23 protein-coding genes and 2 tRNA genes are annotated in these 23,382 nt (G+C 73.2%); 10 read left to right on the top strand and 15 right to left on the bottom strand.

The window, feature by feature from the left end:
- Positions 1-39 precede the first annotated feature (39 nt).
- From pdxT to pgsA, 6 genes are all read right to left on the bottom strand, one after another.
- Positions 40-630: a pyridoxal 5'-phosphate synthase glutaminase subunit PdxT gene (pdxT, locus tag ACZ6I1_RS18940; protein WP_469288523.1), complete on the bottom strand. Its 591-nt coding sequence runs from the start codon at positions 628-630 to the stop codon at positions 40-42.
- A 7-nt stretch (positions 631-637) separates the two neighbouring features.
- Positions 638-1,555 carry a pyridoxal 5'-phosphate synthase lyase subunit PdxS gene (gene pdxS / locus ACZ6I1_RS18935; RefSeq protein ID WP_266937873.1) on the bottom strand — a complete coding sequence of 306 codons (918 nt, stop codon included), beginning with the start codon at positions 1,553-1,555 and terminating at the stop codon, positions 638-640.
- Positions 1,556-1,714: 159 nt separating this feature from the next.
- Complete coding sequence (locus ACZ6I1_RS18930) at positions 1,715-2,257, bottom strand: LemA family protein (RefSeq protein WP_469288520.1); 543 nt, start codon at positions 2,255-2,257, stop codon at positions 1,715-1,717.
- 22 nt (positions 2,258-2,279) lie between these two features.
- Positions 2,280-3,449: a glycosyltransferase family 4 protein gene (locus tag ACZ6I1_RS18925; protein ID WP_469288519.1), complete on the bottom strand. Its 1,170-nt coding sequence runs from the start codon at positions 3,447-3,449 to the stop codon at positions 2,280-2,282.
- Positions 3,449-4,360: a phosphatidylinositol mannoside acyltransferase gene (locus ACZ6I1_RS18920; RefSeq protein WP_469288517.1), complete on the bottom strand. Its 912-nt coding sequence runs from the start codon at positions 4,358-4,360 to the stop codon at positions 3,449-3,451. Before ACZ6I1_RS18920 ends, ACZ6I1_RS18925 begins: the two co-directional genes overlap by 1 nt.
- Positions 4,360-5,025, bottom strand: a complete 666-nt coding sequence (pgsA, locus tag ACZ6I1_RS18915) for a phosphatidylinositol phosphate synthase (protein ID WP_469288515.1) — start codon at positions 5,023-5,025, stop codon at positions 4,360-4,362. Before pgsA ends, ACZ6I1_RS18920 begins: the two co-directional genes overlap by 1 nt.
- A gap of 285 nt (positions 5,026-5,310) precedes the next feature.
- On the opposite strand from pgsA, the gene ACZ6I1_RS18910 reads away from it, so the two are divergent.
- The 3 genes from ACZ6I1_RS18910 to ACZ6I1_RS18900 all read left to right on the top strand — a co-directional run bounded on the left by ACZ6I1_RS18910 (position 5,311) and on the right by ACZ6I1_RS18900 (position 9,796).
- Positions 5,311-7,506, top strand: a complete 2,196-nt coding sequence (locus tag ACZ6I1_RS18910; RefSeq protein WP_469288513.1) for an elongation factor G-like protein EF-G2 — start codon at positions 5,311-5,313, stop codon at positions 7,504-7,506.
- 141 nt (positions 7,507-7,647) lie between these two features.
- A complete protein-coding gene (locus tag ACZ6I1_RS18905; RefSeq protein ID WP_469288511.1) occupies positions 7,648-9,315 on the top strand; it encodes a hypothetical protein in 1,668 nt (555 codons plus the stop codon).
- Positions 9,316-9,379: 64 nt separating this feature from the next.
- Positions 9,380-9,796 (top strand): DnaJ family domain-containing protein, encoded by a 417-nt coding sequence (locus ACZ6I1_RS18900; protein ID WP_469288509.1) that lies wholly within the window; start codon positions 9,380-9,382, stop codon positions 9,794-9,796.
- Positions 9,797-9,802: 6 nt separating this feature from the next.
- Here ACZ6I1_RS18900 and ACZ6I1_RS18895 read toward each other — a convergent pair whose 3' ends face one another.
- Together ACZ6I1_RS18895 and thrS are read right to left on the bottom strand one after the other, a co-directional pair.
- Positions 9,803-10,363: an HIT family protein gene (locus ACZ6I1_RS18895; RefSeq protein WP_469288507.1), complete on the bottom strand. Its 561-nt coding sequence runs from the start codon at positions 10,361-10,363 to the stop codon at positions 9,803-9,805.
- Positions 10,364-10,432: 69 nt separating this feature from the next.
- Positions 10,433-12,409, bottom strand: coding sequence for a threonine--tRNA ligase (thrS, locus tag ACZ6I1_RS18890; RefSeq protein WP_469288505.1), 1,977 nt, complete (start codon positions 12,407-12,409; stop codon positions 10,433-10,435).
- 212 nt (positions 12,410-12,621) lie between these two features.
- Here thrS and ACZ6I1_RS18885 point away from each other — a divergent pair, with 212 nt between their 5' ends.
- Entirely contained in the window at positions 12,622-13,113 is a 492-nt protein-coding gene (locus ACZ6I1_RS18885; protein WP_469288503.1) for a GNAT family N-acetyltransferase, read from the top strand.
- 48 nt (positions 13,114-13,161) lie between these two features.
- Here ACZ6I1_RS18885 and ACZ6I1_RS18880 read toward each other — a convergent pair whose 3' ends face one another.
- Both ACZ6I1_RS18880 and ACZ6I1_RS18875 read right to left on the bottom strand, forming a co-directional pair.
- Positions 13,162-14,382, bottom strand: coding sequence for a hypothetical protein (locus ACZ6I1_RS18880; protein ID WP_469288501.1), 1,221 nt, complete (start codon positions 14,380-14,382; stop codon positions 13,162-13,164).
- Entirely contained in the window at positions 14,382-14,984 is a 603-nt protein-coding gene (locus tag ACZ6I1_RS18875; RefSeq protein WP_469288499.1) for a DUF4365 domain-containing protein, read from the bottom strand. Before ACZ6I1_RS18875 ends, ACZ6I1_RS18880 begins: the two co-directional genes overlap by 1 nt.
- Positions 14,985-15,191: 207 nt before the next feature.
- Between ACZ6I1_RS18875 and ACZ6I1_RS18870 the strand changes: the two genes are divergently transcribed.
- Positions 15,192-15,917, top strand: coding sequence for an exonuclease domain-containing protein (locus tag ACZ6I1_RS18870; RefSeq protein WP_469288497.1), 726 nt, complete (start codon positions 15,192-15,194; stop codon positions 15,915-15,917).
- 79 nt (positions 15,918-15,996) lie between these two features.
- Here the strand turns inward: ACZ6I1_RS18870 and ACZ6I1_RS18865 are convergent.
- Positions 15,997-16,068: transfer RNA gene (locus ACZ6I1_RS18865), tRNA-Val, on the bottom strand.
- 38 nt (positions 16,069-16,106) lie between these two features.
- A complete protein-coding gene (locus tag ACZ6I1_RS18860) occupies positions 16,107-16,595 on the bottom strand; it encodes an SRPBCC family protein (RefSeq protein WP_469288495.1) in 489 nt (162 codons plus the stop codon).
- A gap of 147 nt (positions 16,596-16,742) precedes the next feature.
- On the opposite strand from ACZ6I1_RS18860, the gene ACZ6I1_RS18855 reads away from it, so the two are divergent.
- Complete coding sequence (locus tag ACZ6I1_RS18855) at positions 16,743-19,073, top strand: SCO7613 C-terminal domain-containing membrane protein (protein ID WP_469288493.1); 2,331 nt, start codon at positions 16,743-16,745, stop codon at positions 19,071-19,073.
- Positions 19,074-19,195: 122 nt separating this feature from the next.
- Here the strand turns inward: ACZ6I1_RS18855 and ACZ6I1_RS18850 are convergent.
- Positions 19,196-19,267 (bottom strand) — tRNA-Val (locus tag ACZ6I1_RS18850).
- A gap of 57 nt (positions 19,268-19,324) precedes the next feature.
- Positions 19,325-19,762, bottom strand: coding sequence for a TIGR02611 family protein (locus ACZ6I1_RS18845; protein ID WP_469288492.1), 438 nt, complete (start codon positions 19,760-19,762; stop codon positions 19,325-19,327).
- A 176-nt stretch (positions 19,763-19,938) separates the two neighbouring features.
- Here ACZ6I1_RS18845 and ACZ6I1_RS18840 point away from each other — a divergent pair, with 176 nt between their 5' ends.
- Entirely contained in the window at positions 19,939-20,352 is a 414-nt protein-coding gene (locus ACZ6I1_RS18840) for an SsgA family sporulation/cell division regulator (RefSeq protein WP_030011909.1), read from the top strand.
- A 213-nt stretch (positions 20,353-20,565) separates the two neighbouring features.
- Positions 20,566-21,186 carry a CGNR zinc finger domain-containing protein gene (locus ACZ6I1_RS18835; RefSeq protein ID WP_469288490.1) on the top strand — a complete coding sequence of 207 codons (621 nt, stop codon included), beginning with the start codon at positions 20,566-20,568 and terminating at the stop codon, positions 21,184-21,186.
- Positions 21,187-21,411: 225 nt separating this feature from the next.
- Here ACZ6I1_RS18835 and ACZ6I1_RS18830 read toward each other — a convergent pair whose 3' ends face one another.
- A complete protein-coding gene (locus ACZ6I1_RS18830; RefSeq protein WP_469288488.1) occupies positions 21,412-21,864 on the bottom strand; it encodes a hypothetical protein in 453 nt (150 codons plus the stop codon).
- Positions 21,865-22,032: 168 nt separating this feature from the next.
- Here ACZ6I1_RS18830 and ACZ6I1_RS18825 point away from each other — a divergent pair, with 168 nt between their 5' ends.
- Together ACZ6I1_RS18825 and ACZ6I1_RS18820 are read left to right on the top strand one after the other, a co-directional pair.
- Positions 22,033-22,536: a DsbA family protein gene (locus tag ACZ6I1_RS18825; RefSeq protein WP_469288486.1), complete on the top strand. Its 504-nt coding sequence runs from the start codon at positions 22,033-22,035 to the stop codon at positions 22,534-22,536.
- 4 nt (positions 22,537-22,540) lie between these two features.
- Positions 22,541-23,266, top strand: a complete 726-nt coding sequence (locus tag ACZ6I1_RS18820; protein WP_469288485.1) for a hypothetical protein — start codon at positions 22,541-22,543, stop codon at positions 23,264-23,266.
- The last annotated feature ends 116 nt before the right edge of the window (positions 23,267-23,382 follow it).

Here is a 23,382-nt window from a genome sequence, read left to right as displayed (position 1 = left end):
TAACCAACAGTGTTCGTCTCCGATCCTACCGGGACCTGTTTACAGCCCCGCGCGCACCATGTCGACGAAGTACGCGTGGACTCGGTCGTCGCCGGTCAGTTCGGGGTGGAACGACGTCGCGAGGACGTTGCCCTGGCGCACGGCGACCGTGTGGCCGTCGTACGTGGCGAGCACCTCGGCGGCTCCGCCGACGGACTCGACCCACGGCGCGCGGATGAAGACGCCCTGGACCGGGCCGCCCTCGACGCCGGCGAAGTCGATCTCCGCCTCGAAGGACTCGTTCTGCCGGCCGAAGGCGTTGCGGCGCACGATCATGTCGATGCCGCCCAGGGTCTCCTGGTCCTCACGGCCGTCCAGGAGCTTGTCGGCGAGCATGATCATGCCGGCGCATGTGCCGTACACGGGCATGCCGGCGGCCACGCGCTCGCGCAGCGGCTCCAGCATGCCGAACAGCACGGCGAGCTTGGACATGGTCGTGGACTCGCCGCCGGGGATCACCAGGGCGTCGACCTCGGCCAGCTCCTCGGGACGCCGGACCGGCCTGGCCACGGCGTCCGCCGCGGCCAGGGCGATCAGGTGTTCCCGTACGTCGCCCTGGAGGGCCAGGACACCAATCACGGGGGTGGTCATGGCAGTACTACCAGCCGCGGTTGGCGTAGCGCTCGGCCTCGGGGAGGGTGTCGCAGTTGATGCCGACCATGGCCTCGCCCAGGTTGCGGGACGCGTCCGCGATGATCTTCGGGTCGTCGTAGAAGGTGGTGGCCTTCACGATGGCGGCGGCGCGCTTGGCCGGGTCGCCGGACTTGAAGATGCCGGAGCCGACGAAGACGCCCTCGGCGCCGAGCTGGCGCATCAGGGCGGCGTCGGCCGGGGTGGCGACGCCACCGGCGGAGAACAGGACGACCGGGAGCTTGCCGAGCTCGGCGACTTCCTTGACGAGCTCGTACGGGGCGCGCAGCTCCTTGGCGGCGGCGTACAGCTCGTTGTTGTCGTAGCCGCGCAGGCGGGCGATCTCGTTCTTGATCTGGCGCAGGTGGCGGACGGCCTCGACGACGTTGCCGGTGCCGGCCTCGCCCTTCGAGCGGATCATGGCCGCGCCCTCGGCGATGCGGCGCAGGGCCTCGCCCAGGTTGGTGGCGCCACAGACGAAGGGGGTGGTGAAGGCCCACTTGTCGGAGTGGTTGACCTCGTCGGCCGGGGTCAGGACCTCGGACTCGTCGATGTAGTCGACGCCGAGGGACTGCAGGACCTGGGCCTCGACGAAGTGGCCGATGCGGGACTTGGCCATGACGGGGATCGAGACGGCCTCGATGATCTCTTCGATCATGTTCGGGTCCGACATGCGCGCCACGCCGCCGTCCTTGCGGATGTCGGCGGGGACCCGCTCGAGGGCCATGACGGCCACGGCGCCGGCGTCCTCGGCGATCTTCGCCTGCTCGGCGTTGACCACGTCCATGATCACGCCGCCCTTGAGCTGCTCGGCCATGCCGCGCTTGACGCGCGAGGTGCCGATGGCCGACTCAGCGGACTGGGGGGAGGTGGGAAGCGTGCTCACGGATTGACCTCACTCGAAAGGAAGACGGGTGCTACTGGTACTACTCGGCCGAGGAAACCCCACGCACCAGTCCACTACAAGGGCCAATGTGGAGCCTGTGGCCTCTTCACTTGTCCCCCGCGGCCCTGGCGGGTCCCGGTACATCAGGGTCGGACCCGCTCAGACCGGCCTCTCCGCGAGGTCCGCAGGGGGCTCGTCGTCCATTTCGAAGGCCAGCGGGAAGGGCGCGTGCCCGGCCAGCCGGAACCAGCGGACCTTGCGGTGCCTGCGCAGGGCCCGCGCGGCCCGTACGGCGTCGTTGTGGAAGCGGCGCGCCATGGGCACCCGGCGCACGGCCGCCGCCAGGTCCTCGGCGGCCTCCGCCCCGCCCGGCGCCGCCTTCAGCACCTCGACCTGGTCGGCGTCGGCGAACACCGCGCGCAGCGCCTGGCTGAGCTCGCTCTCGGCGACCTCCCGGTGCTCCTCCTCGGCCTGCCGCGCGGCGTGCGCGGCCTCGTACAGCACGAGGGAGGACGCGGGGTCGAGCACGCCGGAGGCGGCCACCTCCACCACCACGGAGGCCCGCCGCACGAGCTGCGCGTCCAGCGCGGCCCGCGCCGCGTCCATCCGCGAGTGCAGCCGGTCGAGCCGGCCGGCGGTCCAGCTGAGGTACACCCCGATGACACCGAGCGCCAGGGCAATCCAGACAAGGGTTTCGATCACGGGCCGCGACTCTACCGGCCGCTCAGGCGGACGGGTCCCGCGAGAAGCCGAGGCGGGTGCGGAGGGGGACGCGTTCGTCCGTGGCGACGGCCGCCGCGCCGTCCGTGACCGTCTCGTAGACCGCGAGGATGTCCGCCCCGACCGTGGACCAGTCGAAGCGGCGCACGTGCGCCGAGCCGCGGGCGCTGAGTTCCGCGCGGCGGGCCGGGTCGCGCAGCAGGGCGATCGCGCCGGCCGCCAGGGCGTCGGCGTTCTCGTTGGCGAAGAGGTCGCCCGCGCCGCCGTGGTCCAGGACCTGCGCGAAGGCGTCCAGGTCGGAGGCCAGGACCGCCGCGCCCGCCGAGAGGGCCTCGACCAGGATGATGCCGAAGCTCTCGCCGCCGGTGTTCGGGGCCACGTACACGTCCACGCTGCGCAGCAGCCGGGCCTTGTCCTCGTCCGAGACCATGCCGAGGAACTCGACCCGGGAGCGGAGCTCGGCCGGGAGGGAGGCCACCGCCTCCTCCTCGTCGCCGCGGCCCGCCACGAGCAGCCGTACGTCCGGGCAGGCCGCCGCGATCTTCGGGAAGGCCGCCATCAGCACCGGCAGGCCCTTGCGCGGCTCGTCGATGCGGCCGATGAAGCCCAGCGTCCCGCCGGACCAGGCGGGATGGGGTTCCGCGGCCGCGAAGAAGTCCACGTCGACGCCGTTGGGGATCACCACCGCGTCCCCGCCCAGGTGCTCCACCAGCGTGCGCCGCGCGTACTCGCTCACCGCGATGCGCGCGCTGATCTTCTCCAGGGCCGGCTGGAGGATCGGGTACGCCGCGATCATGGCGCGCGAGCGCGGGTTCGAGGTGTGGAAGGTCGCCACGATCGGGCCCTGCGCCGCCCAGCAGGACAGCAGTCCCAGCGAGGGCGAGGCCGGCTCGTGGATGTGGATGACGTCGAAGGTGCCGTCGTGCAGCCAGCGCCGCACCCGGGCGGCCGAGAGGAACCCGAAGTTGAGGCGGGCGACGGAGCCGTTGTAGGGCACCGGCACGGCCCGTCCCGCCGAGATCACGTACGGCGGCAGCGGGGTCTCGTCGTCCGCCGGGGCCAGGACCGACACGTCGTGGCCGAGCCGGATCAGGTGCTCGGCCAGGTCCCGGATGTGGAACTGGACGCCGCCCGGCACGTCCCACGAATACGGGCACACGATGCCGATCTTCACTACGGGCGCTCCCCCTGGTCGGTCAGATCGTCCAGCCACAGCCGCTGCAGCATGTGCCAGTCCTCCGGGTGCTCGGCGATGCCCCGCGCGAAGGCGTCCGCCACGGCCTGGGTCATGGCGGCGGTCTTCTCCTTCCGGGTCCCGGCCGCGGGCACCTCCACCTCGGGGTGGATGCGCCCGTACATCTTCGGCGAGTCCCCGTAGTACAGGGTCACCGGGAGCAGCACCGCCCCCGTCTGCTGCGCCAGCAGTGCCGGCCCGGCCGGCATGCGCGCCGTGGAGCCGAAGAAGTCCACTTCGATGCCGGACGCCGACAGGTCGCGGTCGGCGACCAGACAGACCAGGCCGCCGGAGCGGAGCCTGCGGGCGAGGGTGCCGAAGGCGGCGCCGCCGCTGTGCGGCAGCACCTCCATGCCCAGGCTCTCGCGGTAGGCCACGAAGCGGTCGTAGAGGCTCTCGGGCTTGAGGCGCTCGGCGACCGTGGTGAAGGGCACGCCCACGTGACCGGTGACCCAGGCCCCGGCGAGGTCCCAGTTGGCCAGGTGCGGCAGGGCGGCGACGACCCCGCGCCCGGAGGCGATGGCCTCGAGCAGGATGTGCTCGTCCTTGAGCTGGACGTCCTCGCCGAACCTCTCGGGGTCCATGGCGGGCAGCCGGAAGGATTCCATCCAGTAGCGCATGTAGGAGCGCATGCCCGCGTGCGACAGCTCGCGCAGCCGCTCGGGCGTCGCGTCCGGCACCACGCGGGCCAGGTTCGACTCCAGCCGCAGCACGCTCTTGCCGCGCCGCTTCCACGCCACGTCCGCGATCTTGCGGCCCAGGGCCACCGCGGCCGGCTCCGGAAGCTTCTTCACTCCCGCCCAGCCGAGCCCGTACAGCCCGTCGACCAGCTTGTCCCGCACCGTCCCCATCAGGCCGCGCCGCCCTCGGCGGCGGCCGCCGCGGCGTCCGCCTCGGCCGACTCGCGGCGTACGGTGACCACCCGCTGGATCAGCGTGACGAGCGAGCCGACCGCCACGATCCACAGCGCGATCGGCAGCAGCACTCCGATCCAGGACGGCACGCCGAAGGTCTGCAGCCCGGACAGGCCCGCCGCGACCAGCGAGATGACGAGGCGCTCGGCACGCTCGATCAGCCCGTTGACGGCGACCGGCAGGCCGATCGATTCTCCGCGGGCCTTCGTGTACGAGACCACCTGGCCGCTGGCCAGGCAGAAGATCGCCACGGCGCACAGCACGTTGTCGTTGCCGGAGCCCGAATACCAGAGCGCGAGTCCCCCGAAGATCGCCGCGTCCGCCACCCGGTCCAGGGTGGAGTCGAGGAACGCGCCCCACCGGCTGGAGACCCCGGCCTGGCGGGCCATGTTCCCGTCCACCAGGTCGGAGAAGACGAAGAGGGTGATGGTGATCGTGCCCCAGAAGAACTCCCCCCGGGGGAAGAAGACCAGCGCTCCCGCCACCACTCCGGCCGTGCCGATCAGGGTGACCGCGTCCGGGCTCACCCCCCGCCGGAGCAGAAAAGCGGCGAATGGCGTGAGAACACGCGTGAAGAATGCACGCGCGTACTTGTTCAGCATGGCCTTCCCGGAGGGTCGCTGGGCCGCACGGCCACCACGGCCACCGGCTGGCCCATCGTAGCCAGCACGCCGCCTCCCGCACGCCGCACACCCACCGGTTCGCGCCGCGTGAGGCGTGCTTCATGTCACGGACCGCCTCCCGTACCCGTCCCGTACCCCTCCGGTACGCATCCGTACGCCCCCGGGTACCTCCCCGGTACGCCGTATGGACGTGGTGTGACACCAGTGCAAAGCTCGAAGAGCCCCGTTTTCCCTCCTCGTAGGAAGCAGGGAGGCACGAGCATCATGGGAGCCACTTCACACCAAGCCGGAGCCGCCGGCAGGGCACTGACGGCCGACCGCCCCTCCTCCGTACGGAACGTCGTGCTGGTCGGCCACACCGGATCCGGCAAGACCACGCTGGTCGAAGCCCTCGCCCTGACCGCCGGAGCGGTCAACCGGGCCGGCCGCGTCGAGGACGGTGCCACGGTCTCCGACTACGACGAGATCGAGCACCGCCGACAGCGCTCCGTCCAGCTGTCCCTCGTCCCCGTCGAATGGGGCGGAATCAAGATCAACATCCTGGACACCCCCGGATACGCCGACTTCGTCGGGGAGCTCAGGGCCGGTCTGCGCGCCGCGGACGCGGCCCTCTTCGTCGTCTCGGCCTCCGACGGCATCGACGGCGCCACCCGCATGGTCTGGGACGAGTGCCAGGCCGTCGGCATGCCGCGCGCCATCGTCGTCACCCACCTGGAGGCCGCCCGCGCCGACTACAGCCAGATGGCCAACATCTGCGGGGAGATCTTCGGCGCCGACGACCCCGACGCCGTCATCCCGCTCTACCTGCCCCTGCACGGCCCCGCCGGGCCCGACGGCCACGCCCCCGTGACCGGCCTGCTCGGCCTGCTCTCCCAGCGCGTCTACGAGTACGCCTCCGGCGAGCGCACCGAACGCGATCCGGACCCCGCCGAGCTCGCCCTCATCTCCGGCGCCCGCTCCCGCCTCATCGAGGGGATCATCGCCGAGAGCGAGGACGAGAGCCTCATGGACCGCTATCTCGGCGGCGAGGACATCGACATCAAGACCCTCGTCGACGACCTCGAGCGCGCGGTGGCCCGCGGCACCTTCCACCCCGTGCTGATGGCGGCGCCCGCCGCCGAGGGCGCCAAGCAGGGCCTGGGCACCGTGGAGCTCCTCGAACTGATCACCGGCGGCTTCCCCACCCCCCTGGAACGGCCCGCCCTGACCGTCACCGCCCCGGACGGCTCCCCGCGCCCCGCCGTCACCTGCGACCCCGCGGGACCCCTCCTCGCCGAGGTGGTCAAGACCTCCTCGGACCCCTACGTCGGCCGCGTCTCCCTCGTACGCGTGTTCTCCGGCACCCTGCTCCCCGAGGAGACCGTGCACGTCTCCGGCCACGGGCTGGCCGACCGCGGCCACGAGGACCACGACGTCGACGAGCGGATCGGCGCCCTCAGCGCGCCGTTCGGCAAACAGCAGCGCGTCCTCACCCGGTGCATCGCGGGCGACCTCGCCTGCGTGGCCAAGCTCACCCGCGCCGAAACCGGCGACACCCTCTCCGCCAAGGACGACCCGCTCCTCATGGAGCCCTGGGCCATGCCCGACCCGCTGCTCCCCCTCGCCATCGAGGCCCACAGCAAGGCCGACGAGGACAAGCTGTCCCAGGGCCTGGCCCGGCTCGTCGCCGAGGACCCGACCATGCGGCTGGAGCAGAACCCGCACACCCACCAGGTCGTCCTGTGGTGCCTCGGCGAAGCCCACCAGGACGTCGCGCTGGAGCGGCTGCGCACCCGCTACGGCGTCCAGGTCGACGCCGTGCCCCACAAGGTGAGCCTGCGGGAGACCTTCGGGGACAAGGCGGCGGGCCGCGGCCGGCACGTCAAACAGTCCGGCGGCCACGGCCAGTTCGCCATCTGCGAGATCGAGGTGGAGCCGCTGCCGCCCGGCAGCGGCATCGAGTTCGTCGACAAGGTCGTCGGCGGGGCCGTGCCGCGCCAGTTCATCCCGTCCGTGGAGAAGGGCGTGCGCACCCAGGCCGCGCGCGGGGTGGCGGCCGGGTACCCGCTGGTCGACGTCCGCGTCACCCTGCGCGACGGCAAGGCGCACTCGGTGGACTCCTCCGACGCCGCCTTCCAGACCGCCGGCGCCCTCGCCTTGCGCGAGGCCGCCGCCGAGGCCCGCATCCACCTGCTGGAACCCGTCGCCGAGCTGTCCGTCACGGTCCCCGACGAGTACGTGGGCCCCGTCATGAGCGACCTCGCCGGCCGCCGCGGCCGGGTCGTCGGCACCGAACAGGAGGGGCCGGGGCGGACCCGGGTCCGCGCCGAGATCCCCGAGATCGAGATCAGCCGCTACGCCGTCGAGCTGCGCTCCGTGTCGCACGGCACCGGCCGCTTCGCCCGGAATTACGCCCGCCACGAGCCCATGCCGCCCCAGATCGCGGACAAGGTGCGCGAACAGTCCGGGAAGGGAACGTAATTGACATGACGTCGGGAGGTGCCGCCCATCCAACCCGCTTGCGGTGGGCGGCATTTCCCTGTCCCATGACCATGGGGTGAGATCGCCCGATAGGCTCATCGGCGCACCAAAGAGCACGAACGCACAGCGATGGGGGCAGCGGTGGCGGACGACGGATTCGACTTCAGGCCCGGCGCGCAGATTCCACTCCAGGGTGGCGGGGGACAGACGGCGGCGACCAACGCACTGGCCTCCGCCGCGTACCGGGACGGCGCCAAGGACAGCGGACTGGCCCTCATACTCGGGGCCAACAGCGAGAACCACCCCGCCACGGTCAAGCCCCCGAAGATCTCCCTCTTCGAGCCCAACCTCGGTGAGGCCTTCTGCCGGGCCGTCGAGGCCCGCACGCTGGGCGCCGGCCGCAAACCGCTGATCCAGTCCTTCGGCGCCGACCCGCAGACCGTCGTCGAGCACTGCCTGGCGGCCTCCCGCATCCGCAAGGAGCGCGACCAGAAGCTCCGCCTGATCATGCTGGTCTGCGGCGTGGTGTTCCTCCCGGGCCTGCTGCTGTGGCTGGGCCTGTTCCAGCTCCGCAAGAGCCTGGCCTCCGGCGAGGGCAAGCGCGCCTCCTGGATGGGCACCGCGCTCCTGGTCGGCGTGGCCGTCGTGGTGGCCGTCCTGATGTTCAGGCTGCCGTTCAGCGGGTTCGCCGGCCTCTACCTGCGCGGCATGATCATCGCCCCGGCCCTGGGCTGGCTCCTCGCCCGCCGGCTCTGCGAGTCCACCGCCGCCGACCTGCGCTCCCGCTGGGACGGCCTGCTGGACGGCGACGGGATCGGCGCGAAGATCCCCGAGGCGGTGCCGGGCAACCCCGACGAGAAGGCCCGCGAGGACCTGCGCCACCAGCTGGCCAAGCTGACCGCGGAGGACCGCAGCAACCACGTCTTCTACGCGGGCCCCAAGGGCATCCTGGGCATGGGCACCCGGTGGGGCAGCTGGCAGATGGCCGAGGAGCTCACCCCCAAGACCGAGGGCGCCGAGATCCACCCGTTCCGCAGCTGGGACGTCATACGCGCGATCGACACCCAGCTGCGCAAGCTGGAGCGCGGCCCCCTGCACACCGGCGGCTTCCCGCCCGCCGCGATACAGCACTGGATCGTCACCCCGATCGGCGAGGGCGCCGCGGAGGTGGCCCGCCCGACCGGTGAGAACGTCGACACCTTCCTCATCAAGCCGCACGAGATCACCCGGATCTGCAACGAGCAGCAGTTCAGCGCCGGCAACCGGCACTACCTGGGGATCCAGTACCCGCTGTGGGACGGCCAGCTGGTCATCACCATGCTGGTGACGGTCACCGTGCTCTACAAGACGCTGCGCGTGGACGTCACCGCGCACGCCCTGGGCCCCGTGCACGGCCTGTTCACGACGAAGTCGAAGGCCCCGGTGGTGGAGGTGCCCAAGAGCGTCCGCTTCTGGGAGACCGTGGAGCGGAAGCTGCCGCTGGTGGACGCGCAGGAGGTCGTCCGGCTGGCCGTACGGGCCCCGCTGACCTGGTACCCGCCGGTCCTCGACTTCTTCGGCGGCAAGCTGGTGCTGCCCGAGCCGTTCGGCCTGCGGCACGTGTGGGCCGGCTCGATGTGGCGCCACCGCTTCATGGCCGACGACGCCATCCGTACCGTGGCCCCGGTCCTGAGGGCCGTGCACGCGGCGACCTTCAAAGTCCTGGAGGAGAACGGCGTCGACACCGAGCGCTTCACCAACCGCTCCTCGATCATGAGCGGCCTGATCCAGGAGCCGGCACCGCGCAAGGCGGACGTGTACGACGCGTAGGCAGGGCGCGTAGGTAGGCTGGAAACGAGGCGGAGCCGATCCCGGACCGGAGGAGCGAGCGACCATGACCGAGCGCAAGCCGCCGGGTGTCGAGGTCGAGTCCTGGGTGGACCGGCAGATCCGGGAGGCCGCCGACCGGGGCGACTTCGAGAACCTGCCGGGCCGGGGCAAGCCGCTGGCCTCGCTCGACGCCCCCTACGACGAACTGTGGTGGATCAAGGGGAAGCTGCACCGCGAGGGGTTCTCCGCCCTGCCTCCGTCGCTCGCGCTGCGCAAGGAGGCCGAGGACGCGAGGGAGGCGGCCCTCGCGGCCCGTTCCGAGCGCCAGGCGCGGGACATCCTCACCGACATCAACGAGAAGATCCGCGCGGCCCTGCGCAGGCCGCCCCAGGGGCCGCCCCTGCGCCTCGCGGAGTTCGACGTCGAGGACGTGCTGCGCACGCGGCGCGGGGCCCGCGACACGCAGGCCCGCGACGCGTAGGCCGGGTCAGCCGGTGGGCCAGGACTCGGCGAGCATCTGGCGGGTGTCCGCGAGGAGTTGGGGCAGCACCTTGGTGTGGCCGACGACCGGCATGAAGTTCGTGTCCCCGCCCCAGCGGGGCACGATGTGCTGGTGCAGGTGGGCGGCGATACCGGCGCCGGCGGCGCTGCCCTGGTTGAGCCCGATGTTGAACCCGTGCGCTCCGGAGGCCTTGCGCAGCGCGACCATGGCCCGCTTGGTGAGATCGGCCAGCTCGGCCGTCTCGGGGCCGTCGAGCTCGGTGTAGTCGGCGACGTGCCGGTACGGGACGACCATGAGGTGGCCGCCGTTGTACGGGTACAGGTTCAGCACCGCGTAGACGTGCTTGCCGCGGGCGACGATCAGGCCGTCCTCGTCGGACATCTCCGGAATCCCGCAGAAGGGACAGCCGTCCCCGGCCTCCGGGCCGGTCGGCTTGTTCTCCCCCTGGATGTAGGCCATCCGGTGGGGCGTCCACAGACGCTGGAACGCGTCCTGCGTGCCCACACCGATCTGCTGCTCCGGCTCAGTCGTCATGGCGGCAAGCATATGACCTCGCCTGCGCGTACGAGGAAGGCCCCCGGAAAGTGATCACTTTCCGGGGGCCCTTCGCGCGGATCAGACCTGGACGCGGTCCGCGACGACCTTGGCCAGCTTGGCCAGCGCCTCGTCCTTGGGGATGCCGTTCTCCTGCGAGCCGTCGCGGTAGCGGAAGGAGACGGTGCCCGCGGCCATGTCCTCGTCACCGACGATGATCATGAACGGGACCTTGAGCTTCTGGTGGTTCCTGATCTTCTTCTGCATGCGGTCGGAGGAGGCGTCCACCTCGACCCGCAGGCCCTGCTTCTTCGCCGCCGCGGCGAACTCCTGCAGGTACTCGACGTGCCCGTCGCCGATCGGGATGCCGACCGCCTGGACCGGGGCCAGCCACGGCGGCATGGCGCCCGCGTAGTGCTCCAGCAGCACGGCGAAGAACCGCTCGATGGAGCCGAACAGCGCGCGGTGGATCATGACCGGGCGCTGGCGGGAGCCGTCCGGGGCGGTGTACTCGAGGTTGAACCGCTCCGGCAGGTTGAAGTCCAGCTGGACGGTCGACATCTGCCAGGTGCGGCCGATGGCGTCGCGCGCCTGCACGGAGATCTTCGGACCGTAGAAGGCCGCGCCGCCCGGGTCGGGGGTCAGCGGGAGGCCCTGCTTCTCGGCGACCTGCTGGAGGACGGCGGTCGCCTCCTCCCAGACCTCGTCCGAGCCGACGAACTTCTCCGGGTCCTTGGTGGACAGCTCCAGGTAGAAGTCGGTCAGGCCGTAGTCGCGCAGCAGGTTCAGCACGAAGGTGAGCGTGCGGTCGAGCTCCTCCGCCATCTGCTCACGGGTGCAGTAGATGTGCGCGTCGTCCTGGGTGAAGCCCCGGGCGCGGGTCAGGCCGTGCACGACGCCCGACTTCTCGTACCGGTACACAGTGCCGAACTCGAAGAGGCGCAGCGGCAGTTCGCGGTAGGAGCGGCCGCGCGCGTCGAAGATCAGGTTGTGCATCGGGCAGTTCATGGGCTTGAGGTAGTAGTCGGTACCACCGTCGAGCTGCATGGGGGGGTACATGCCCTCCGCGTACCAGTCCAGGTGGCCGCTCTTCTCGAAGAGGGCGCCCTTGGTGGCGTGCGGGGAGTAGACGAACTCGTAGCCCTCCTCCTCGTGCCGGCGGCGCGAGTAGTCCTCCATGGTCCGGCGGATGATGCCGCCGCGCGGGTGGAAGACGGCGAGGCCGGAGCCGATCTCGTCCGGGATGGAGAAGAGGTCCAGCTCGTTGCCGAGCTTGCGGTGGTCGCGCTTCTCGGCCTCGGCGAGGAAGTCGAGGTGGGCCTTCAGCTCCTCCTTCGAGGGCCACGCGGTGCCGTAGATGCGCTGGAGCATCGGGTTCTTCTCGCTGCCGCGCCAGTAGGCGGCGGCGTTGCGCATGAGCTTGAAGGCCGGGATGTTGCGGGTGGTGGGCAGGTGGGGACCGCGGCAGAGGTCCTTCCAGCACAGCTCGCCGGTCTTCGCGTCGAGGTTGTCGTAGATGGTCAGCTCGCCGCCGCCCACCTCGACGTTCGCGCCGTCGTCGGTGGACGCGGCGCCCTTGATGCCGATGAGCTCCAGCTTGTACGGCTCGTCGGCGAGCTCCTCGCGGGCCGCCTCGTCGGTGACCACGCGGCGGGCGAACTTCTGCCCGCGCTTCTGGATCTCCTGCATCTTCTTCTCGATGGCCTTGAGGTCATCGGGGGTGAAGGGCTTGGCGACGTCGAAGTCGTAGTAGAAGCCGTTCTGGACCGGCGGACCGATGCCCAGCTTGGCCTCGGGGAACAGCTCCTGCACGGCCTGGGCCATGACGTGCGCGGTCGAGTGGCGCAGGATGTTCAGGCCGTCCTCGGAGGAGATCTCCACGGGCTCGACGGACTCGCCGTCCCGCACCTCGTACGAGAGGTCCTTGAGCTCGCCCGCGACACGGGCGGCGACGATGGTGCGCTCGCCGGCGAAGAGCTCCGCCGCCGTAGTGCCCGTGGCCACCACGCGCTCGTCCCGCTCGGAATCGCGTTGGATGATCACACGGACGTCTGACACCGGTCTCTCCTGACTCAGGGGGTGCGCGAGCGAACACTGCGCGCCTGAATCGTACCGAGCGGAGTGGCTGCGCCGCTAAACGGTTACCGGCCGGGGCCCGGACCCCGGCTCCGGTCCGGCCCCGGTCCGGCTCCGGCCGAAGCCCCGCCCCGGCCCAGTGGCGCGCGGCCGGTAGCGTGGGGCGGGCCAGCCGACTCCCCGGAAGGACCCGCATGCCGAGCCCCCAGATCCGTCCGCTGGACCTGGCCGACGATGCCACCGCGGCCGCCGTGCACCGGATCGGGCGGGCCGCGTACGCGGTGGAGGCGGAGCTGATCGGCTTCGACGGCATCCCGGCGCTGCGCGAGAGCCTCGCCCGGATGCGGGCGCGGGACCTGCACTGGGTCGGAGCCGCCTCCGCGGCCGGGGAGCTCGCCGGCTTCCTCGCCTGGGAGGAGCGGCCCGACGGCGGCATCGGCATCGACCGGCTCTGCGTGGACCCGGCGTGGTTCCGCCGGGGCATCGCCTCCCTGCTGCTGCGCCACGCCCTGACCGAGCTCTTCCCGGACCGCCCGGTCGAGGTCACCACGGGCGCCGCCAACGCCCCCGCGGTGACCTTGTACGAACGGCTGGGCTTCATCCGCGGCGCGGACTTCTCCCCGGCCCCGGGCCTGCGGATGGCCTCCTTCCAGCGCCCGGTCCGGCCCCTCCCCGCCGGCGTCTGAGGCGCGGAGGCCGGGGCCGGCGCCCCCGGCAGCGGCGCCGCGCGCGCCCTACTCGTCGCCTGGCAGCGCGTCCGCAGGATCGAACGCCTCGTCCAGCGACTTCATCAGCCGGTCCCGCTCGACCTCGTCCAGCGGCACGGGGGTCACGTCCGTGACGTCGGCCAGCCGGCGGAAGCCGCCCCGCCGCTGCAGCCGTCCGCTGACCCGGACCGGCTGGCCCACCAGGTGCGCGTGGCCCGCCACCCGGTACGCCTCCTCGTCCAGCACGGCCCGGACGTACGAGACCTCCGCCCCCGCCAGGACCCGCAGCCGGACCGTGCCCCCGCCGCCCGCCTCCGAGCGCCGCATCCGCACCACCGCGCCCGCGATCCGCACCGGAACGGCCGGCTCGGCCGCGGTGTAGCGTGCGGCCGCCTCGCGGAGCACCGGCAGGTCGCCGGGCGAGAACTCCACCGGCTCCGGGCGGGCCGCGCACCCCGCCGGGACGCCCGCCGCCGGAGCCCAGGCCAGCGCGACCCGGGCCCCCTCCGAGCCCCGGACCAGCGCGATCAGCGCATCGGCGAGCTCCCGGCTGACCCCGGCCGGCACGGCCGCGTCGAAGGCCTCCATGCCGCCCGTGGCCCGCCGGTAGTCCACGGCCTCGCGGGCCGCGTGCAGGGCGTGGTGCAGCCGGGTCACGGTCCCCCGCCCCCCGTCCACGGGCACGTACGCGGTGAGCCGCCGGCCGCCGGGAGACGGCCCCACCAGGACGCCCTCCAGGGCCCGTTCGGCCTGCGCCCGGTGCCGGGCGCCGTGGTACCCGGCCCGTTCCCGCTCGGCCAGGGCCCCGGCCAGCAGCAGCCGGCGGGCGGCCGAGCGCAACTGTTCCTGCACCGTCCAGTCGGCCTCGCCGCGGAGCGCGTTCGGCCCGTCGGGGATCTCCCGCTCCCAGCGGACCTCGTCACTCGGCACGCTCAGCCCGTACAGCACCTCCCGCGCCGACGGCAGCGCGCTGCGCGAGAGCGCGGTCAGCGCCTCCTCCAGCAGGTCCGCGCAGTCGGGGAAGGTGCGGCTCTCGGGGACGAGCAGGCTGGTGCCCCCGGTGCCCGTGGCAGGGGCGGCGGGCGGGGTCCAGCGCCCGTAGCGGCCGGCGGCCCCGCCGCGCCGCAGCCAGCCGTGCCGGTGCAGCAGGGCGCCCAGCACCGCCGGATCGACGTGCGCGGGGTCGGGCGTTCCGGAGGCCAGCTCCGGGGACGACAGTGGTTCGAGGTGCGGTGGGTGCCAGTTCATCAGGGTGTCCCTCCCGACCCGACCCGGGTCATGATCTCGCACAGCGCACGGTCGTCGAAGATCCGCGAGGTCGGGATCCGTACGGTGGTCCGGCGCCGGCCGGTCACGGGGTGTCCGGCGAGGTTGGTCCAGTAGCAGCAGTGCCGCAGGTCGAGCCGGTCGTGTCCGGCGGCGAGCCACTGGTCGCGCTCCCGCGGGACGAGCATCACGACGAGGATCTTGTGGACGGCGACCGGCGTGCGGGCCAGCTTCACCAGGTGCTCGTTGTCCAGGGTGAAGCCGAAGGTGGGCCCGGCCGGCCGCGGCGGTATCTGGTAGGTCGCCTTCAACTGCACCTTGATGGTGACCTCGTCGTCGACGACGTGCTCGGGGGCGCCGTGGCTGACGTGCCAGTCGATGCCGTTGTCCGGAAAGGGCTGGGACAGCGAGCAGCCGGCCGCGGCGGCGACGGCGTGCAGGTATCCCACCTGAAGGGTCTCCATGCAGGCGGTGGTGGCGAGTGTGCCGCGCAGCGGTCCGCTCCGCGCCTCGCCCGGCGTGCCGGTGCGCGGATCGATCTGCCCCGCCAGCACCCCGCCCTGTTCGGGCTGCGCGAGCGCCATGGCCGGCTCCCCATGCCTTCCGGGCTCTGCCGTGGGTGGTGGGTGGGGTGACGACCGGTCATGTGCACGGCCCCCCACGGTTGTTGTCTCCGCACCCGGGTCCGCGCAAACGGCGTACGGGGCAAACAGCCCGGGTATCACCGATGCGGGCAAGGGTGGCGTGGTCCGGGTGCGCCCCATCTGCCGATCGGGGACGAGGAGTTCGCCATGACACGCTGGTACGAGGGCCCGCTGGCCGCATTCGACACGGAGACGACCGGGGTGGACGTCGAGGAGGACCGGATCGTGTCCGCCGCGCTCGTCGTGCAGGAGTGCGCGGGCGGGCGGGTGCGCACCACGCGCTGGCTGGTCAACCCCGGCATCCCGGTGCCCCCGGGGGCCACCGAGGTGCACGGCCTGACCGACGAGCACCTCCAGCGGCACGGGCGGTGGCCGGCGCCGGTGGTGGAGGAGATAGCCCGCGCCCTCGCGGAGCAGCAGGTGGCGGGCCGGCCGGTGGTCGTCATGAACGCGCCGTTCGATCTGACGCTGCTGGACCGGGAGTTGCGCCGGCACCGGGCGTCGTCGCTGACGCGGTATCTGGACAACCGGCCGCTGACGGTGCTGGATCCGCGGGTGCTGGACAAGCACCTGGACCGCTACCGCAAGGGCCGCCGGACCTTGACGGACCTGTGCGCGCACTACGGGATCGAGCTGGAGGGCGCGCACGACGCGGCGGCGGACGCACTGGCCTCGCTGGAGCTCGTACGGGCGGTGGGGCGCCGGTTCGCGGCCCGTCTGGAGCGGCTTTCGCCGGCCGAGCTGCACACGCTGCAGGCGGTGTGGCACGCGGCGCAGGCGCGGGGGCTGCAGGCGTGGTTCGCACGGCAGGGGACACCGGAGCCGGTGGATCCGCACTGGCCGCTGCGGCCGGGCCTGTCGACGGCGGCGTAGCGCGCCGCGGGGAACGCACCTCGTACGTGCCGGACATGCGGAAGGCCGGTCCATCAGATGACGGACCGGCCTCTCCCGGTGGGCGATACTGGGATCGAACCAGTGACCCCTTCGGTGTGAACGAAGTGCTCTCCCGCTGAGCTAATCGCCCGGGAACGCACTGAACAATACAGAAGCCTTGGGGCTGGTTCAAACCGCTTCCGGCGGAGCGGCCAGCCGGGCCTCGAGGCCGCGCCGCCCGGCCCGCATCATCAGGGCGTGGTTCAGCCGGAACACCGGCCGCCCGGCCAGCCCGAGGCGCCGCATCAGCGGCCGGCGCACCTCGACCTCCTGCTCGTACAGCGCGCGGGTGCGTGCGGAGCCGGTTCCGGCGCGCGGCCGCACGGTCCACCGGGCCCAGCCTTCGAGGTCGCCGTGCAGGGACACCTCCAGGACCCCGCGGACGGGGTCGCGGAGCAGTTCGCCGACGGTGACGCGCAGGGCGTACGGGAGGACCGAGCGGATGGTCGCGGTGCCGGTGCGGTCACCGGCCGGCTCGACCCGGCGGATCTGGGGCCACCACCGGGGGTACTCCCCCGGCTGCTCCAGTACGGCGTAGACGCGTGCGGGCGGCGCGTCGAGGTCCCACACGCTGCGGAAGCGGTAGTGGCTCCAACGGTCCCAGCGGCTGCGGTCCATGGATCCAGTCTGGCCGGGTGCGGGCACCGGTACGCCCGGTTCCGCCGGATTTTCGGCCGGCCGTCCTGCCCGGCCGTGGGTACTCAGGGCGGATCTGAGTACGTACACCCATGTCCCGACCGCGTGACGGGCGCCACACTGCGCCTCATGAACACCCCGCTGCCGCCGGCCGAAGAGCTGGCGCTCATCGACCGTGAGCTGGCTCAACTCGATGCCCGCCGCCTGTACTTGCTGGGCCGCCGGGAGTGGCTGCTGCGGCTGCCGACGCCCCACGCCCGGGCCGCGGCGGCGCCCGCGCCGGCCGGGGAGGCCTCGGCTCCCGGCGCGCAGAACGTGCTGCTGACCCTGGGCGCGGTGCTGCTGGCCGTGGCCGCGCTGGCCTTCACGCTGCTCAGCTGGGGGTCCCTCGGGATCGCCGGGCGCTCGGCGGTGCTGGCCGCGGTGACGGCGGCCGCGCTGGCCGCGCCCGTGCCGCTGCTGCGCCGCGGGCTGGCCTCGACGGCGGAGTCGGTGGCGGCGGTGGGGCTGCTACTGACCGTGCTGGACGCGTACGCGCTGTACGCGGTCGGCCTGCCGGGCACGGACGGCACGGCGTACGCGGCCGGCGCGGCGGCGGTGCTGGCCGTGGTGTGGGCCGGGTACGGCTTCGCCCTGCGCACGCTGCGGATCCCGCTGCCGGCGGCGGTGCTGGCGGCGCAGTTCCCACTGCCGCTGGCCGCGCTGGCCGCGCAGGCGGGACCGCCGGAGCTCGGCTGGGCGCTGCTGGCGACGGCCGCGCTGGATGCGGCCCTCGCGCTGCGGGCACGGGCGGCGGCCGTCCCGGCGGCGGTGCTGGGGGCGGGGGCGCTGCTGATCGGCGCGGCCGAGTCCTGGTCGGCGGCCTCGGCGGCGGCCGCGCTGGCCCCGGCGGGTCTACTGCTGGCGGGTGCGGCGCTGGGCACGGCGGCGGCGTGGCGGCAGCAGCGCGCGTGGCCCGCCGCTCTGGCGGGCGGTCTGGCGGCGGTGGTGGCGCTGGGCGGGGTGGCGCGTCCGGGGCTGGATCCCGCCTGGGTGGTGGCGGCGCACCTGTTGGTCGCGCTCCCGCTGCTGGCGGTCGTACGGGTCCGCGCGGTCCCGGAGGCGGTGCGGCGCGGGCTGGCCGGGGCCGGGGCGGTGACGGCCGCTGTGGCCGCGGCGGCGGCCGGGTCGGCGGCGGCGTCGGCCCTGCTGGGCCGGGTCGGGGTGCTGGGCGAGGTGTGGGCGTCGACGGCGCCGGTCCGGGAGCCGGTGTGGCCGGGGGCGGCCGTGCCGGTGACGCTGCTGGTCGCGGCGGGGGCGGCCTGGTGGCTGTCCCGGGTGGTGCCGCGCCCGGAGCCGGGGGCGGTGGCGGTGGTGCTGGCCTGGGCGGGCCTGTTCACCGCTCCGGAGCTGCTCGGCCTGCCGGTGGCGGCGGTGTTCGCCGTGCAGACGGCGGTGACGGGCGCCGCGGGGGTGCTCGCCCTGCGCTGCCGGGAGCGGGCGGCCGGGATCGCGGCCGTCGCGTGCGCGCTGGCGGGGGCCGGGAACGTGTCCCTGGGCGCGCTGGACGGCCGGGCGGCCACGTTCGCGGTCTGGGGACTGCTGGGGGCGGGCTGCGCGGCCGGGGCGGCGTACGGGGCCGCTCCGCGCGCCGTGCGGGCGGGGGCGGCCGTGTGCGCCGTCGGGTACGCGACGGGGCTGCTGGTGGCGGTGGCCGCGGTGACGGACCTGGCGGTGGTCTGGTGGGCGCTGCCGGTGCTGGCCGTCCCGGCCTCCGTGGCGGCGCTCGGGCCGCGGCTCGGCGCCGTGCGGGTGCCGGCCGAGATCGCGGCGGGCGGGGCCGCCGTGTCGGCGGTCGCCCTGGCGGCGGGCCGCGCCTCGACCCTGGCGCTGGTCCTCGCCCTGGCCGGGGTGATCTGCTCGGGGGCGGCGGTGCGGGCGGACCGGCGGGTGCTGGGATGGGCGGCGGGGGCCCTGTTCGCGGCGGCGACCTGGGTCCGGCTGGCGGAGGCCGGGGTCACGGCCCCGGAGGCGTACACGCTGCCGGTGACGGTGCCGGCCCTCGCGGTGGGCTTCCTGCGGCGCCGCAGGGACCGGAGCCCGGCCGCGACGTCCTCGTGGACGGCGTACGGTCCGGGGCTGGCCGCGACCCTGCTGCCGAGCCTGCTGGCGGTTCTGGGCGGTTCCCTGGTCGGGACGGCGAGCTGGCTGCGCCCCCTGCTGCTGGGGCTGGCCGCGCTGGCGGTGACCCTGGCGGGCGCCCGCTGGCGGCTCCAGGCCCCGCTGCTGCTGGGCGGGGCGGCGCTGGCGGCGGTGGCGCTGCACGAGCTGGCCCCGTACGTGGTGCAGATCGCGGGGGCGCTCCCGCGCTGGGTGCCGCCGGCGCTGGCGGGCCTGCTGCTGCTGGCGGTGGGGGCGACGTACGAGAGGCGGCTGCGCGACGCCCGCCGCCTGAAGGCCGCGATCGGCCGGCTCGGGTGACCGGGTGACCGGGTGTCCCGGGCGACCCCGCGGGGCCGCCTGGGACCCCCCTGGGACCGCCTGGAATCGCGGAAACGCCAGAGGCCCGGAGACGGTGAAGGTCTCCGGGCCTCTGGTCCGGGTGGGCGATACTGGGTTCGAACCAGTGACCCCTTCGGTGTGAACGAAGTGCTCTCCCACTGAGCTAATCGCCCGGACGCACCGCAAACATTACCGCATGTCAGCCGTGCTCCATGACCATCGCCGGACGATCACTGGTCCTTGAGGTTCCAGGGCAGCACGAGCCCGTACTTCCACAGGTAGTAGCCGATCAGTGCGCCCGCGATGACGAGGCCCACGGTGGTGAGGATGAGGTTGCGGCGGCGGACCTTGGGGTCGAGCGCCTTCTGCGCCGCCTCGGTGACCTTGCGCTTGGTCCACCGCAGCACGAGGTGGGCCCACGCGAACTCGGTGGCCCAGATCGCCAGGCCCGCGAAGATCGCGACCCAGCCCGGCCCGGGCAGGACGAGCATCGCGGCGCCCGCCGCGATGACGGCCAGGCCGACGACGAAGACGCCGACCTGCCAGCTCAGGTGCAGGCCGCGGCGGGCCTTGATGAAGGCGGGCGCCTTCGAGACGTGCGGTGCCGCTTCGGCGACCGGCTCACTGCTCACGGACTCGTCGGCCCCGTGGTCACTCCCCGTATTCATGAGGACGAATCTACCCGAGCCCGAAGCACACGTGAATGTCGTTTGGATCCGCCGTCCGAGGGACCCAGAGGTCCGCAAAACGGTCAGAGGGGTTTACAACGGCACCGTAGGTGGCATGTCGATTTCGCCGACGTGCGAATCCCCGAGCGCACACTGAGCGAAAGGCCCTGGCGCTTATGAACACCACGGTCAGCTGCGAGCTGCACCTGCGCCTCGTTGTGTCGAGCGAGTCCTCACTGCCTGTTCCCGCGGGCCTGCGGTATGACACGGCCGACCCCTACGCCGTGCACGCCACCTTCCACACCGGTGCCGAGGAGACGGTCGAATGGGTATTCGCCCGCGACCTCCTCGCCGAGGGCCTCCACCGGCCCACCGGCACCGGCGACGTCCGCGTCTGGCCCTCCCGGAGCCACGGTCAGGGCGTCGTCTGCATCGCCCTGAGCTCACCGGAGGGAGAAGCGCTGCTCGAAGCCCCAGCACGCGCACTCGAGTCGTTCCTCAAGCGGACGGACGCCGCGGTCCCGCCGGGGACCGAGCACCGGCACTTCGACCTCGACAAGGAGCTCTCCCACATCCTGGCCGAAAGCTGAGCCAGGCCCTCCGCCGCGCGACACCGTCCGACTCGGGGCGACGGTGCGCGCCGGACAACCACATAGGCAGTGCCGGCGCTGTCCACGCGGGAGCCATCCGCGCGGACGGCGCCGGTGTGCGTGCCGGGCCCCCTCGGCGAAGTACCCGCTAGAGTCGGCCCCCATCGGCGGCGGCAGTCCGTCGCCGCAGGCCCGGCCCTTGAGGGAGACCCCGTGCAGATCCCCCACGACACCCGTCGCGCGCTCGACGTCGTCGTCGCGCTGGTGAACACAGCGGCCGAGGCGGACCAGCCCGACGGACTCTCGGACGTCAGCGCGCTGCGTGATTTCGTCCAGGAGTACGCGATCAGCGACGTCGGCGAGCTCGGTGCCCGCGACCTGGCCGGGGTCCGCACGGTCCGCGGCAAGTTCGCGCAGGTCTTCGCGGCACCGAACGCCCGTGCGGCGTCCGTGCTGATCAACGAGCTGGTGGCGACGGCCGGCACCACCCCGCAGCTCACCGACCACGACGGCTACGACTGGCACGTGCACTACTTCGCGCCGGGCGCGTCGGTGGGCGACCACCTGGCGGCCGACGGCGGCATGGCGCTGGCCTTCATCGTGGTCTCGGGCGAACAGGAGCGGCTGCGCCGCTGCGAGGCGCCGGACTGCCGTCGCGCCTTCGTGGACCTGTCGCGGAACCGCTCGCGGCGCTACTGCGACAGCCGGACCTGCGGGAACCGGCTCCACGTGGCGGCGTACCGGGCCCGGCGCAAGGAAGCGGACGCCGGGCACTCAGAGCAGGAAGAGGTCATGCACGGCGGCAAGCAGCAGCAGGACGCCGATCACTCCTAGAAAGATCATCAAGGGCGGCTGGGAGAGCGCGAAGAGGCAGCCTCGCGGCTCCTCGGCGACAGGGGCGGGTGCCGGCGCGGGCACCGAGGGCTCACTCTGCGATGTTTCGAGCATGTCGGGGCGATGATGGCGCAGCACCCGGCCATCCGTCCGCCAACACGCCATTTTCCGCGCGGTAGTTCGCCCGATCTCGTGGACCGGGGTGGCCCGCGGGCGATCCGGCCGTCAGATCCCGTGCTTCTTGAGGATGGCCTCGATGTCGGAGAAGTCGTCCGCCGGAGCGGCGGCGGCCTGCTGCTTCTTGCGCGCGGCGGGCTGCGGGCGGGCGCCGGAGCCCAGGGAGGGCGCGGAGGCGGCCGGGGCGACGGCCTCCGGGGCCGTGCTCCCCCTGGCGGCCTTGGCAGGCTTCCCGGACCCGCCGAGCCTGCGGCGCTCGACGGCTCGGGTGGTCATGAAGAGCAGCCAGGCCAGGCCCAGCAGTCCGAAGCCGGCCCAGACGGTCGGCTTGAAGACCATCCCGGACACCCACTCCACGACACCGGTGAGCACCAGCCCCACCGGCACCAGCGCGTACGCGGCGATCCGCGTCGCCGCCAGGAAGCGCCTGCGGTAGGCGGTCAGTGCGGCGATGCCCAGGCCCGCCGCGGACACCGCGGAACAAATGGTCTCGGCGAGCATGCGGTCCTCCAGGTGTGGGCGGTCTGTCCCCCTCCATCCTGCCCCGCCCGCGGCCGTACGGGCCAGGCGCGCGGCCTCCCCCGGACGGATCTCGGGGACATCTCCGGGTCGCGCCTCCTCCGCAGGTCCCGGTCGGTACGGGCGGGCGAGGGCTGGGAGACTGTCCACATGACCGATTCCGTGATCCTCGACGTCTGGTGCGAACTGCAGTGCCCGGACTGCCACAGCGCGCTCGACGACGTACGCGCCCTGCGGGCCCGCTACGGCGACCGGCTGGACATCCGGCTGCGCCACTTCCCCCTGGAGAAGCACAAGCACGCCTTCGCCGCGGCGCAGGCCGCCGAGGAGGCCGTGGAGCAGGGGCAGGGCTGGCCGTACGCGGAGGCCGTGCTCGCGCGCACCGCGGAGCTGGCCGAGCGGGGCGAGCCGGTCCTGCTGGACGTGGCGCGTGAACTCGGCCTGGACGTGGAGGAGTTCGACACCGCCCTGATCGACGGCCGGCACATCCTGATCGTCGACGCCGACCAGGCCGAAGGCAAGGCGATCGGCGTCACCGGCACCCCGACGTACGTGATCGGCGGGGAGCGCCTGGACGGCGGCAAGAGCCAGGAGGGCCTGCGCGCCCGCATCGAGGAGATCGCCGACCGCCTGCTCGACTCCTGGCTAGGCTGACCGAATGACAGCTGATCGCACAGCAGCCGCGTACCGCCGCATCCTCGCCCTGGCCGGCGCGGCCGGGATCGCCCTTGCCGGGAGCGCCTGTTCCTCGTCCGGGAGTTCCGGCGGGGCCGCCTCGGGCGGTGAGAGGCTGTCCTACGACCGGGTCGCCTCGACGGCGAAGCAGCTGACGAGTACGTCGGCCTGCCCGTTCGGCCTGGACCCGGCGGCGGCGCTGAAGGCGGCCGGTGTCGAACGGACCGTCACCCCGGCGGCGTCCGGCGGCGACCCCGCGGCTCAGGGGACCGTCGACCCGGGCCGGCCGGCTGAGGCCTGGCCCAGCGGGCAGCCCACGCCGTCCGGGCTCCCCTCCATCCCCGCCGTCCCGCCGAACGCGTCCGTCGTCTGCAACTTCACGGCTTCGGAAGCCCCGCTGGAGATCGACCTCGTGGCCGTGTCCGAGGGCGGGGTGGCGGTGAACCTGGCGCTGCCGCAGATCGCCCGCCTCGGCAACCTCGGCGCCGACGAGGTGATGGCGTTCTCCAAGGACGAGCCCGGGATCGGCCAGACCAGGGTCACCCCGGGCCGGGGCACGGCTGCCGTCGCACGGGTGGCGGTGGCGGGCAAGGGCGACTTGGCGCTCGTGGTCTCCCAGGGACCGAGCGTCACCAAGGCGGACCCGGCCCTGGCCGGCGAGTCGCTCAGGAAGGTCGCCGAGGCACTCGCGGCCCAGCTGCGGCCGTAGGCGCCGCCGGCAGGCGCCCCGTTGGCCCCGTCGCGGCACTAGGGGGTGTCTGACGGAGGTCCGCGGCGTCGCGATGCCCGGCACGCACTCTCGCCGCACCGGACACCGCTCCTTCA

The organism is Streptomyces sp. NPDC046303, assembly GCF_055588085.1.
This window is presented reverse-complemented; position numbering and strand designations above follow the sequence as displayed.

Coding starts and splice junctions, on each gene's coding strand:
- pdxT (WP_469288523.1), bottom strand. CDS start 630: ATGACCACCCCCGTGATTGGTGTCCTGGCCCTCCAGGGCGACGTACGG.
- ACZ6I1_RS18920 (WP_469288517.1), bottom strand. CDS start 4,360: ATGGGGACGGTGCGGGACAAGCTGGTCGACGGGCTGTACGGGCTCGGC.
- pgsA (WP_469288515.1), bottom strand. CDS start 5,025: ATGCTGAACAAGTACGCGCGTGCATTCTTCACGCGTGTTCTCACGCCA.
- ACZ6I1_RS18910 (WP_469288513.1), top strand. CDS start 5,311: ATGGGAGCCACTTCACACCAAGCCGGAGCCGCCGGCAGGGCACTGACG.
- ACZ6I1_RS18900 (WP_469288509.1), top strand. CDS start 9,380: ATGACCGAGCGCAAGCCGCCGGGTGTCGAGGTCGAGTCCTGGGTGGAC.
- ACZ6I1_RS18895 (WP_469288507.1), bottom strand. CDS start 10,363: ATGCTTGCCGCCATGACGACTGAGCCGGAGCAGCAGATCGGTGTGGGC.
- ACZ6I1_RS18885 (WP_469288503.1), top strand. CDS start 12,622: ATGCCGAGCCCCCAGATCCGTCCGCTGGACCTGGCCGACGATGCCACC.
- ACZ6I1_RS18880 (WP_469288501.1), bottom strand. CDS start 14,382: ATGAACTGGCACCCACCGCACCTCGAACCACTGTCGTCCCCGGAGCTG.
- ACZ6I1_RS18875 (WP_469288499.1), bottom strand. CDS start 14,984: ATGGCGCTCGCGCAGCCCGAACAGGGCGGGGTGCTGGCGGGGCAGATC.
- ACZ6I1_RS18870 (WP_469288497.1), top strand. CDS start 15,192: ATGACACGCTGGTACGAGGGCCCGCTGGCCGCATTCGACACGGAGACG.
- ACZ6I1_RS18860 (WP_469288495.1), bottom strand. CDS start 16,595: ATGGACCGCAGCCGCTGGGACCGTTGGAGCCACTACCGCTTCCGCAGC.
- ACZ6I1_RS18855 (WP_469288493.1), top strand. CDS start 16,743: ATGAACACCCCGCTGCCGCCGGCCGAAGAGCTGGCGCTCATCGACCGT.
- ACZ6I1_RS18845 (WP_469288492.1), bottom strand. CDS start 19,762: ATGAATACGGGGAGTGACCACGGGGCCGACGAGTCCGTGAGCAGTGAG.
- ACZ6I1_RS18840 (WP_030011909.1), top strand. CDS start 19,939: ATGAACACCACGGTCAGCTGCGAGCTGCACCTGCGCCTCGTTGTGTCG.
- ACZ6I1_RS18830 (WP_469288488.1), bottom strand. CDS start 21,864: ATGCTCGCCGAGACCATTTGTTCCGCGGTGTCCGCGGCGGGCCTGGGC.
- ACZ6I1_RS18825 (WP_469288486.1), top strand. CDS start 22,033: ATGACCGATTCCGTGATCCTCGACGTCTGGTGCGAACTGCAGTGCCCG.
- ACZ6I1_RS18820 (WP_469288485.1), top strand. CDS start 22,541: ATGACAGCTGATCGCACAGCAGCCGCGTACCGCCGCATCCTCGCCCTG.